Origin of the sequence: Desulforhabdus sp. TSK (assembly GCF_022836495.1) — a bacterium.
GTDB lineage: Bacteria > Desulfobacterota > Syntrophobacteria > Syntrophobacterales > Syntrophobacteraceae > Desulforhabdus.
Window position 1 is genome coordinate 226,890 of sequence record NZ_BQXM01000001.1, and the last position, 11,914, is coordinate 238,803.

7 protein-coding genes are annotated in these 11,914 nt (G+C 55.7%); 6 read left to right on the plus strand and 1 reads right to left on the minus strand.

Annotated elements, in window-relative coordinates; genetic code table 11:
• The first annotated feature begins 427 nt into the window (after nucleotides 1-427).
• Nucleotides 428-2,251, plus strand: coding sequence for an AAA family ATPase (locus tag MWC30_RS01050; RefSeq protein WP_244082287.1), 1,824 nt, complete (start codon nucleotides 428-430; stop codon nucleotides 2,249-2,251).
• Nucleotides 2,251-3,348: a general secretion pathway protein GspB gene (locus MWC30_RS01055; protein WP_244082288.1), complete on the plus strand. Its 1,098-nt coding sequence runs from the start codon at nucleotides 2,251-2,253 to the stop codon at nucleotides 3,346-3,348. The genes MWC30_RS01050 and MWC30_RS01055 overlap by 1 nt, the downstream gene beginning before the upstream one ends.
• 300 nt (nucleotides 3,349-3,648) lie before the next feature.
• Here MWC30_RS01055 and MWC30_RS01060 read toward each other — a convergent pair whose 3' ends face one another.
• Nucleotides 3,649-4,467, minus strand: a complete 819-nt coding sequence (locus tag MWC30_RS01060; RefSeq protein ID WP_244082289.1) for a tyrosine-protein phosphatase — start codon at nucleotides 4,465-4,467, stop codon at nucleotides 3,649-3,651.
• A 348-nt stretch (nucleotides 4,468-4,815) separates the two neighbouring features.
• Between MWC30_RS01060 and MWC30_RS22755 the strand changes: the two genes are divergently transcribed.
• From MWC30_RS22755 to MWC30_RS01085, 4 genes are all read left to right on the plus strand, one after another.
• The gene (locus MWC30_RS22755) at nucleotides 4,816-9,246 is read left to right on the plus strand and encodes an NAD(P)-binding protein (protein ID WP_254006154.1); all 4,431 of its coding nucleotides are present in this window, start codon (nucleotides 4,816-4,818) and stop codon (nucleotides 9,244-9,246) included.
• Nucleotides 9,247-9,349: 103 nt separating this feature from the next.
• Nucleotides 9,350-9,781, plus strand: coding sequence for a hydrogenase iron-sulfur subunit (locus MWC30_RS01075; RefSeq protein ID WP_244082290.1), 432 nt, complete (start codon nucleotides 9,350-9,352; stop codon nucleotides 9,779-9,781).
• A 2-nt stretch (nucleotides 9,782-9,783) separates the two neighbouring features.
• On the plus strand, nucleotides 9,784-10,731 hold the full coding sequence (locus MWC30_RS01080; RefSeq protein ID WP_244082291.1) for a 4Fe-4S dicluster domain-containing protein: 948 nt from the start codon (nucleotides 9,784-9,786) through the stop codon (nucleotides 10,729-10,731).
• Between the two features lie 12 nt (nucleotides 10,732-10,743).
• Nucleotides 10,744-11,796, plus strand: coding sequence for a 4Fe-4S dicluster domain-containing protein (locus tag MWC30_RS01085; RefSeq protein ID WP_244082292.1), 1,053 nt, complete (start codon nucleotides 10,744-10,746; stop codon nucleotides 11,794-11,796).
• The last annotated feature ends 118 nt before the right edge of the window (nucleotides 11,797-11,914 follow it).

Sequence of the window (11,914 nt, forward strand, 5' to 3'; positions counted from 1 at the left end):
ACAAAAGAACCTGAAACTCTCACTCACCCATCGAGCCTGAACGTGCTCTCCTCGCTCGCGGGAAAGGGCATGCGCCGACAGTTGTGAAAAATTGAGATGCCGAATCCTTTGCGGCAAACAGCGGCAACATTTTACGCAGTTCCATGGCGGGATGCAAAATGATTTGCACGGCAGGTCGCACGGGCAGAAACGTGAACGACCTCTGCGCCGATTTGTGCTTGTAGAGAGAAAAACTCTTCCATATAATTTGATAATATCGAAGCATTGTTTTGAATGTGGGTTGAGCGAGCCATTCGGGTACTTTCTCATCTTGTCGGCTCCGTGGAGCGAAAATTCCGGGAATAGCACGCACCCGCTGGAAGGGTGATTTCACGGCCATGACAGTTCTGTGTCATGAATTCGCTCGAAGGTTTGAGTTTGGAAATATATGTATAAAGAATATTTCGGTTTTAAGGAAACCCCCTTCTCCATTGCCCCCGATCCCCGCTATTTGTTCATGAGCGAACAGCACCGGGAAGCCCTGGCACACCTGGTTTTCGGCATTCACAGTGACGGAGGATTCGTGTTGCTCACGGGTGAAGTGGGCACGGGCAAGACGACGATCTGCCGTTGTCTCCTGGGACAGCTCCCTGAAAAGTGCATCGTGGCTTTCATCTTGAATCCGAAATTGACCGTTCTGGAGCTTCTTTCCACCATTTGTGACGAATTTCGAATACCCTATCCTGAAGGCACCACCAGCGTAAAATTCTTTGTGGACCGTATCAACGCGTATCTGATCGATGCCAATGCGCGCGGGCTGAAGGCGGTTCTCCTCATCGACGAAGCACAGAATCTCAGCACCGAGGTCCTGGAGCAGATGCGGCTGCTCACGAACCTGGAGACGGATCAACGGAAATTGCTTCAAATCATTTTGATCGGGCAGCCGGAGCTGCGATCCGTGCTCGCCCGCCCAGAACTGCGCCAGTTGGCTCAGCGTATCATTGCCCGCTATCATCTGAATCCACTCACCAAGAGGGACATGTCGGCCTATGTGAATCACCGCCTGGCCGTGGCGGGAACGCGCAGGGAGCTCTTCCCCCCTGCCGTCCTGGACAGGCTTTTTGCTCTCAGCGGGGGAATTCCCCGCCTCATCAACCTGTTGTGCGATCGGTCGTTGCTGGGTGCATATGCCCGGAACAAATCGGTCGTGAGCAAGAAGATTCTGAAGCAGGCGGCCGGAGAAGTGCTCGGGGAACTGGATTTGGAACGTAAACCTCCGCCGGGCAAAAAGCTGGCGCTCACTCTGGGGCTGGGGAGTCTGGTGGCCGCATTGATCCTGACTTCTTCTTATTATTTCCATCAGTCTCGCAATCCCGATGCAGCCATCCCCGAAGCAGCGGTTGAGACCGTTGTGAAGGAGCCCGCCGGCGAATCGGGAAAATCCGCCGACATGAACCAACCCACCGAGATGAACCTGCCCGCGACCGATCCAGCCGTATGGGAGGATAAGGTCGACGGTTCCAAATCCGTGTACAAGAAGCCCATCCCACCTCCCCAGGAAGGAGAATCTCCGGGTGAGAATCAAGAAAAGGCCGTCCCGGCCGATGCGACGACTGCAGATGAGGAAAAGAAGTCGGACGGAAGCCTCGGCCCCTGGGCGGAGAGCGCCGACCGATATGACTTGAAAAGAGCCAATGAAGCGCTTTTCAGACTCTGGGGTGCTGCCTACGTGACGGACGGGTCGGCCGATGCCTGCAGCCAGGCGGAAAGTCAGCAGCTCCAATGCTACTCGGCCGTAGGAGGACTGGGAGATCTGTCCGCGTTCAACTGCCCCGCGGTCCTGAAGCTTTTCAGTGCCCGAAATCAGCCATTTTATGCGGTCTTGAGTGCTCTGAGCGAGGGGAAGGCGACTTTTGTCTCAGGCACCGACACGGTGACGGTCAGCACGAGTGAAATGGCTCTCTGGTGGCGGGGGGATTATACGCTGCTGTGGAAGCCGCCCCCCGGTTACCGGCGTCCCTTGCAGGTGGGAGACCGCAGCCTCACCGTAGAGTGGTTAAGATCCCGACTGGCCGGTCGTGAGGGGCCGGTGCTGCCCGAGCCTGAAAACCATCTGTTTGACAGGTCGTTGGCCGAGCAGGTGAAAATATTCCAGATTTCTCAGGGATTGACTCCTGACGGGTTTGTGGGGCCTCAGACTCTCATGCGGCTTCGTGCTGAGACGGAGGAGGGAATTCCTTTGCTGACACACAAGAACAAGGATGCACAATAATGTCCTATATTCTTGATGCACTCAAGAAGTCTGAGGAAGAGCGGCAGCGCGGGGAGATTCCCGGTCTACAGACCGTTCAGACCAATCCGGTGTCGAAGCCGCACCGGAGAAGTTACTGGCCTTACGTGCTGATGACCGCTCTTTTGCTCAATGCGGGCTTCGTGCTTTGGTGGCTGCGCCCCTGGCATTCGGATAAAGAGCCCCATGCCGTGCCCGCGGCACCTCCTGCGGAGTTGGCCCAAAAAGCAGAGCGGGCGACAGCGCCTCCGGCGCCTTCCGCGGGACCGACTCCGGTTGCTGCCGGCGATCCCTCCCCTAAAAGCGGCAATCAAGGGGATCCCCCCAAGGCTGCGGCGGAAGAGCCCGTCCGGACTGCAGCAGTCGCACCGCAGCAGGAAGTTTCTTCGGATCGGCCTTTGCCAAAGCCCGAGACAACGTCCCCCGGGGCGGGCGATAGTGCGGCGTCTAAAACGGACGCTCCCGTAGCCACCCCCAGAGCAAGTGTTGCAACACCGTCTCCGGTCAAGAAGGAGAACCCTCTCCCGGCAGCCGGCGCCCAAGGGGGGAGGGATGCGAATCTCAAGCCTCCCGAAGAGACTCCCAAAGGCCTTTCTTCTTCTAATGCAGCTTTGCCGGTTCCTGCTGCAGGGATTGAGAAACGAAGGGGCAAACAAGCGAAGGATAAAGCGCCTGCAATCTCATCGAGATTTGATCCGGAGGCTGCGAGTCCCGCGGAATATCCCAAGGAGCTCCTTGAAGCTTTGTTGAACGCCAAAGATACGACCCCACCGGTTCAGTCCAGGCCTGCGCCTCCTCCTCCCTCGTCCCCGGCTCCACTTCCGTCCGGAGAAAAAAGTACGAACGCCGGAATCCCCGCGTTGAAGGATCTGCCGCTGGATGTGCAGATGAAAGTTCCCAAGATGTCATTCTCCGTCTTCGTCTATGCACAAAAGCCTGCGGACCGCATGGTGATCATCGATGGCCGCACCCGGCGTGAAGGCGATGAAGTGTCTTCCGGGTTGCGTCTCGAAGAAATCACGCGTGATGGCGCCATTTTTAGTTTTAAGGGCCATCGCTTCCTTCAGCGGGTTTTCTGATGCACCTCTAAAGGCGATCCGTGGTGGGACGGATGGTGTGTCTGCCGGGGAAAAAGAATCCAGCGGCCATTTTCGGCGCCTCACCGCAAATATTGGAAATCTTGACTGCGAATGGAGTCGGTGATGGATATTGAAGGAAGGAGAGTCAGGAAAGGAGGGGGGAACCTGACTCTCCCCGGGGAGAAAGCTGCCGTTGAGCAAGAGAGATATCTTCAACATCACTTGTTCTCCCATGTCTTATGATAATACGTGGGATGGGAATGAAAAGGGGGTGCCACATTACCCTCAGTCGGGGAGCATTCAGGGAGGATTGGTTCTCCCCCCCAGGCCGAGAAAAGACGCGAATTTCTTAAACCGCGATGATCCTGGGCGGCTTGGATAGGGGATGGGATCACGGGTGCGGACCGCTTCCCCCTGGAGGATGTGCTGCGGATTCTCAAGGACCATCTCCCGGGCCGTCTCCTTGCCGACGATTTTCTCGGCTTCCCGAAGACCCTCCGAAAGTTGAGGGATCCTGTCCCCTGTGTCGTGAGCATCGGTTCCGATGATGTGCACCATTCGGTGCTCCAGAAGAGAGACGGCAAATTTCCGCGCATCAGTTCCAAAGCGTCCCATGAGGCTTGCCGCCGTGACCTGCGTGAGCACGCCCATCTGCACCCATCGGAACAGCCTCGACGGATGCCTGCGCAAGGCATTGTTGCGTTCGGGATGACTGATAATGGGCGTGATGTCCGCAGCCTGCAGCCTCCAGAAGAAGTGCTTCATGTTCCGTGGAACGATATCCATAGGCAGCTCGATGAGGGCGAATCTTCCGGTGTCGTTGAGGCTGGCGAGTTCACCCGACAGGATCTTATCCGGAATGTCGAAGTCCAGGTGCAGCTCTGCGCCCGGGTAAACCGTCAGAGGGATTCCTGCCGCCTGGAGCTTCTCCTGGAGGGTTCTTACCAGGCCGACGATGACTGCTCTCCTGTTTTCGAAATGGCCCACTACCCAGTGAGGCGTGCAGACGATCCCTTGAATACCGTTTTCCACGGCCATCTGCCCCATAGCCAGGCTTTGCTTCCAGTTCAGCGCCCCATCGTCCAATCCCGGAAGCATGTGATTGTGAAGGTCAATCATGACGGATCTCTTTCTCCGGACTTCTTCGGGACATCGCTCTCTTCAATTGCGCACCGGATAACTCTCAGTTCGCTCATTTTGCATCAACAATATACCCCAAAGGGTAGTTCCTTTCTAAGCACAAAATCGTTCCGATTGGGTTTTATTTACTTGATGTGCTTGAAAATTCACTCACTGGATGTCCGCTTGAAGAGTGTCCGAAACTTTAGTTAACTATTTAAATTTTTTTTGTAATCGTTGTGATAATGGGTTATGTATGCTGTGCATACGGTGGTTTTGCGAATGTTCGAGCAGCTTTTTGTATTCAAATCATTTTGGTTGGATATCCCCGTCACGGAGTGAATGTTCATGAGCGAGAAGAATGCAACACAATCGGTTACAGGCGCCGTCATGGTCGTTGGAGGCGGCATTGCAGGAATGCAGTCGGCTCTGGACCTGGCAGATTCCGGCTACTACGTCTACTTGGTTGAGAAACAGCCCTCCATTGGAGGTGTGATGGCTCAGCTGGATAAGACCTTTCCTACCAACGACTGTGCTATGTGAATTATTTCGCCCAAGCTGGTCGAGGTCGGCCGGCACCTGAATATCGAACTGTTGACATTGTCTGAAGTCAAGGACGTCTCGGGCGAACCGGGAAATTTTACGGTAAAAGTTCTGGAGCAGCCTCGTTACATCGATGTGAGCAAGTGTACGGGTTGTGGCGAGTGCGCCAACGTCTGTCCGGTGGTTCGGAAGAACGAATACGATATGGCCATGAGTCAGCGCAAGGCCGCCTATCGCAGATACGCTCAGGCGGTCCCCGGCGCCTTCGCCATCGAAAAGCGGGGCAGCTCCCCCTGCAAGGTGGCCTGCCCGGCACATATCTCGGTCCAGGGCTATGTAGCCCTCGCTGCCGAGGGTAAGTACCACGAAGCCCTGAAGCTCGTCAAAGAAGAGAACCCGCTTCCCTCCATCTGCGGCAGGGTGTGTCATCACCCGTGTGAGTCGGCCTGCAAGCGAGGTGATGTGGACCAGCCCGTCGCCATCGATTCAATCAAACGCTTCGTGGCCGATCTCGATCTGCACTCTGAGACGCGCTATGTCCCGGAGATCAAAGGTAAGCACAGTGAGAAAGTCGCGGTCATCGGCTCGGGACCCGCGGGTTTATCCTGCGCCTATTATCTCGCCATCGAGGGCTACCAGGTAACCGTCTTCGAAAAACTTCCGGTCCTTGGCGGCATGCTTTCCGTCGGCATCCCCGCCTATCGGTTGCCCCGCGACATCATCGGAGCAGAAATCCAGGTCATCCAGGACATGGGCGTGGAATTCAAAACGGGCGTGGATATTGGAAGAGACATAACTATCGCTCAGCTCAGGGAACAGGACTACAAGGCCTTCTTCGTGGCCATTGGGGCTCACGAATGCAAGAGTCTCGGCATCGAGGGCGAGGACCTCGATGGGGTCTACCCGGGTGTAGATTTTCTGCGGGATGTCAACCTCGGCAAAGAAGTGGCCCTTGGAAACCGGGTGGCGGTGGTCGGCGGCGGAAACGTTGCCATGGATGCCGTTCGCACGGCGCTCAGGCTGGGTTCTCAGAAGCCTTTTATCCTCTATCGGCGCAGCGTGGAAGAAATGCCTGCCAACGAAGAGGAAATCGAAGAGTGCCGTGAAGAAGGCATTGAGCTCTTCACCCTCACCAACCCGGTGCGGATCATAGGAGAAGGCGGGCGCGTCAAGGCAGTGGAATGCGTGAAGATGGAGCTCGGCGAACCCGATGCGAGCGGAAGGCGCCGCCCCAGAGCGGTTCCGGGCTCAGAGTTCACCATTGAAGTCGATGCCGTGATTCCGGCCATCGGCCAGGAATCCGATTGGGCCTGCCTTACCCCTGAATGTGCCTGTCAGCTCTCCGACTGGGGTACCATGCAGGTCGATCCTCTCACTTTGCAGTCAAATGATACCGACATTTTTTCCGGCGGAGACGCGGTTACCGGTCCAAAGACAGTCATCGAAGCCATTGCAGCCGGGAAACAGGCTGCCATTTCCATCACGCGGTTTTTGAACGGCCAGGACCTCCTGGCGGGGCGAGAGCAGGAGTGGAAGGCGATCGAAGAAGTGCGTACAGAGGGGTACGATCGTATTCCCCGTGAGCATATGCCTCGGCTCGCCCCCGAAGGGCGCCTCAAAAGCTTTGATGAGGTGCAACTCGGTTTTTCCGAGGAGCAGGTGCGAAAGGAAGCCGAGAGATGCCTGAGCTGCGGGGTATGTTCCGAGTGCTACCAGTGTGTGGAAGCCTGTCTTGCCAAAGCGGTTATCCACGAGGATCAGCCTAAAGAACGCGATATTCAGGTCGGAGCGCTTGTGGTGGCTCCCGGATTCCAGCCTTTTGACCCCACCTCGTTTGACACCTACGCCTACGCAAAGCTCCCCAATGTAGTGACCTCCATGGAGTTTGAACGCCTTCTTTCGGCTTCAGGACCGACCATGGGACATCTCACGCGCCCTTCGGATCACAAAGAGCCGAAAAAAATTGCCTGGCTCCAGTGTGTGGGATCGCGAGACATCCATCACTGCGACCATGCGTACTGCTCGGGGGTATGCTGCATGTATGCGATCAAGGAGGCTGTGATCGCCAAAGAGCACGCTGGAGGCAATCTCGAGACTACCATCTTTTACATGGACATGCGGACTCACGGGAAGGATTTCGAGAAGTTTTACAATCGGGCCAAAGACCAGCATGGCGTTCGGTTTGTGCGTTCCCGCGTCCACAGCATTGAGCCCGTGGCTGGGGCAGATGACCTGGAGATCAGCTTCGTGACGGAGGGAGGCACCATCCAGCAGGAAACATTCGATATGGTGGTGCTCTCAGTAGGTCTCGAGGCTTCCAAGAGCGCCTTGGATCTTGCTCAGCGGCTCGATCTCAAACTGAACGACAATCAGTTCTGCGAGCACAGTTCATTTGAACCCGTATCGAGCAGCCGTCCGGGCATCTTTGTTTGCGGTGCCTTCCCGGGACCCAAGGATATTCCTCAGTCCGTCATGGAGGCGAGTGCAGCGGCATCGGCGGCGGGATGCCTTCTCGCCGCATCAAGAGGAACACAGGTTCGGGAAAAGCAAACTCCGCCCCAGATCAATGTTACCGGCGAACGCCCGCGGGTGGGTGTCCTCGTTTGCCATTGCGGCATCAACATCAGCGGTGTCGTGGACGTACGGGCGGTGAGGGATTTTGCGAAGACGCTCCCGTTCGTGGAATTTGTGACGGACAATCTGTATACCTGTTCGCAGGATACCCAGGTGGCCCTGAAAGACCTCATCCATGAACACCGTCTGAATCGCATCGTGGTTGCAGCCTGTACGCCTCGAACCCACGAGCCGCTTTTCCAGGAAACGATGGCCGATGCAGGACTGAACAAGTACCTTTTCGAAATGGCTAATATCCGCAACCAGGACGCCTGGGTCCACAGTCAAGACCCGGCGATGGCCACGGAAAAGGCCAAAGATCTGGTGCGGATGGCTGTGGCCAAGGTTGCACTGCTCGAACCTCTCCAGGAAGCCGAGCTCAGTGTCAATCAAAAAGCGCTCGTGATTGGCGGCGGTGTGACAGGCATGGTGGCGGCAAAAGCCATTGCGGATCAAGGATATCCGGTCACCCTGGTGGAGCGTGAGCCGCAGCTTGGTGGACAGGCCCTCAGCCTCCATAAAACCTGGCGCGGCGAAGAAGTTCAGCCCTACCTGCAGCAATTGACCGAACAGGTCACGACGCATTCGAACATTACAGTCTGCCTTTCCACGTCGGTGACGAACGTGGATGGATTTGTGGGGAACTTCAAGACCACTCTTCAAAACGGCGGAGAACCGTGGGTGGTCGATCATGGCATTGCGGTCATCGCAACGGGTGGGCAGCAGTGGCGCCCGGATGAGTATGCCTATGGCAAAGACCCGCGCATTGCGACCCATCAGGAGCTGGATCGCCGATTCCTCGAGAAGGATCCGACCCTGAAACATGTTCAAAGTGCCGTTTTTATTCAGTGCGTCGGGTCGCGTGAACCCCATCGTCCGTATTGCAGCCGCGTGTGCTGTACACACTCTGTAGAAAGCGCTCTGGAGCTCAAGCGTATGAACCCCGAAAGCGACATTTACGTGCTCTACAGAGACCTGAGAAGCTACGGAGAGAGGGAACTGCTCTATCTCGAAGCACGCAAAGCCGGGGTAATCTTTATTCGATACGACCTCGCTCACAAGCCGCAGGTAGAAATCAGAGACGGCAACCTGCACGTGACCGTGATCGACCACGTGCTGCAGCGCCCGATCACTTTGACTCCGGATCTTCTGACTCTGGCGACGGCGATTCTACCTAACGAGACTGCGGCCTTGGGGCAATTTTTCAAGGTGCCCGCCAATGAAGACGGTTTTTTCATTGAAGCACACGCCAAGCTGCGCCCGGTGGAATTTGCAACGGATGGGGTCTTCCTGTGCGGACTGGCCCATTACCCGAAGCCTCTGGATGAGAGCATCGCTCAGGCGCAGGCCGCGGCGTCCCGTGCATCGACCATCCTTGCGCGCGAGACGATCCAATTCAGCGGCAACGTGGCCAGCACGGATCAGTTGCTTTGCAGCGCCTGTGGAACGTGTGTGAATATTTGCCCCTATTCGGCGCCCGGATTCAATGCCAAGGGCAAGGCCGAAATCAATCCGGCTCTCTGCAAAGGCTGTGGTCTTTGTGTCGCCTCCTGCCGCTCCGGCGCCATCCGCCTCCGGGGCTTTGACGATGCACAGATCTTTGCCATGCTTGAAAGCCTCTAGATTGAGCGTCGGCGGACCACTGCAGCGCGAGAGACCCAGCCCCATGCGGCGAGTTTCTTGCGCTGCACCGGTCTGCTAAAGGGTTTGAAGAGGAGATCGTTAGATGAGTGAGTGGGAACCAAAGATCGTTGCCTTTCTTTGCAACTGGTGCTCCTACGGGAGCGCAGATCTGGCCGGGGTGAGCCGTCTGCAGTATCCACACAATATTCGCGCCATTCGGGTCCCCTGTTCCGGGCGAGTGAACCCGAAATTCATCCTCGCTGCTTTACGCCAGGGGGCCGACGGCATTTGGGTCTCCGGGTGCCATCCCGGCGATTGCCACTACATTGAAGGAAACCTGTACGCACGGCGAAAGTTCACGCTTTTGAAGAACCTTCTCGATTACACGGGAATGGAACCGGAGCGGCTTCATTTCTCATGGATTTCTTCAGCGGAGGCGACCAAATTTGCCGAAACGGCGCGAGGGGTGGTTGATGCAGTAAAGACACTGGGACCTGCCCGACATTTCATCAAGCGGGAAGCCGAGGTGGCGTAGAGATGCGAGCATATACCGGAAGGATTCGAGAGGCGGCAAAACGCCTGTTGGCCGAGAATCGCGTAGACGTTGTGATCGGGTTTCGCAAGGGAACGATTCCCCTGATGAATGAGCCCTATCTCATCAAAAGTGTCGATCAGGTGAACCAGCTTTACTGGGACAGCAATTGCGGAATCAACCTGGCAAATTACCTGCCCAAGAGGCCGGATCGCGTGGGGATCGTGGCCAAGGGCTGTGACTCCAGGAATATTGTCGTTCATATTCTGGAAAATCAGATCAAGCGCGAGCAGCTCTACATTATCGGAGTTCCCTGCAAGGGAATGCTGGACCGCCGTCGCATCATGGCTGAACGCAATGGGCGTGAGCCATTGTTTGCAGAAGAGCTGGAACATAAAGTGCGGACTGTAAGATACGAGCTCGATCTGACGCGCGATCGCAATTACTTTCTGCAGGACAATTGCAGAATCTGCACCCACCGAAACCCAGTGATCTATGACGAGTTGGTGGGAGATCTGGTGGAAGAGCAGCAGGTGGACCGCTATACGGATGTACGCAAAATTGAAGCTATGTCCGCAGAAGAGCGCTGGGAGCATTTCGAGAAGCTCATTGAGCCCTGTCTGCGGTGCTATGCCTGCCGGAACGCCTGCCCCCTCTGCTACTGTCCCACCTGTTTCGTGGATGAAGCACGTCCTCAGTGGGTGGGAAAGAGTCTCGACAAGACGGATACGCGAACGTTTCATTTTCTTCGAGCCTTCCATGTTGCTGGACGGTGTACAGACTGCGGCGCCTGTGAACGGGCCTGTCCCGTAGGCATCCAGGTGCGTCAGTTCACGAAGAAAATGGAGAAGGATATCAAGGAACTATACGGCTATGAAGCGGGTGTGATTGCAGATGAACGGCCGCCATTGGATACATATCGGCCCGGTGACCCCGAGCCGTTTTTCAAATAAGGGAATGAATCCATGTCGGAAATGTATATCGCCAAAGAGAAATTTCCCGCAACCGTCAAACAGCTGATGGGGCGCTGCCGCGTCTATGGGCCTGTATTTCGCGGACAGTATCATGAGTTTGCCGAGCTGAAAGCAGCCGAGGATGCGGACATGGGCTATCAGAACACCCGCCTCTCTCCCAAGGAGCTTTTTCATCCCCAGTCCGAGCGGATGTTTACCTATTCGCTGGATAAAAGCGATTCCGAAGCGGAGATACTCAAGGAAGCTCCCAAAGATTTTTCATCTCGAGTGATTCTTGGCATTCGCCCTTGTGACGCGAAGGCTTTTCAACTGGATGACAGGAATTTCGATGTGGATCGGTTCAGAGATCCCTGGTGGGTGAAGCGAAGGGAAAGTACGACCCTGGTCGGCCTTGCCTGCAATCAACCTTGCGCGAGCTGCTTTTGTACGACTGTGGGAACAGGCCCGTTCGACACCGGAGGACTGGACGTTCTCCTCACTGACGTGGGCAATGGTTATGTAGCTCGGTCCACTTCCAGCAAGGGTGACGATCTGCTTCAGGGTATGGAGGGCGGAGAGAAGGTCTCGAGTGAGGCCGCCCAGAAAGTGATGGACTTGAAGATTAAGGCTGAAAAACAACTGGGCGTGCAGTTTGATGTGAGTACACTGTCCGAGCAGCAGATGCTTGAGCTCTTCAATGCCTCCTTCTGGGATGACATCCAGTTTTCCTGCATCAACTGCGGAATATGTACTTTTCTCTGCCCAACGTGCTGGTGTTTCGATATACAGGATGAGGTTCATGGGAATAAGGGAGATCGCATCAGAAACTGGGATTCGTGCATGTTTCCACTCTTCACTCTGCACGGTTCGGGGCACAATCCGCGATCACAGAAGTTGCAGAGAGTTCGACAGCGCTTCATGCATAAGCTCAAGTATTACGTGGACAAATACAAAGACGGTGTTGCCTGTGTGGGGTGCGGTCGCTGTGTGAGATTCTGCCCTGTAAACATCGATATTCGTCAAGTCGCTCGCCTGATGTCGGCTCGTTGTGTTTGTCCTGCGTAATGCCCCCAAAGATTAATTGGAAGGATAAAAAGAAGGCCGTGGGCCTTGGCGGTGGGGTAACTTTCGTGATGCTGTACGCGTCGATTGTCTTAAACATTATCTTGAATACTTAAAGATG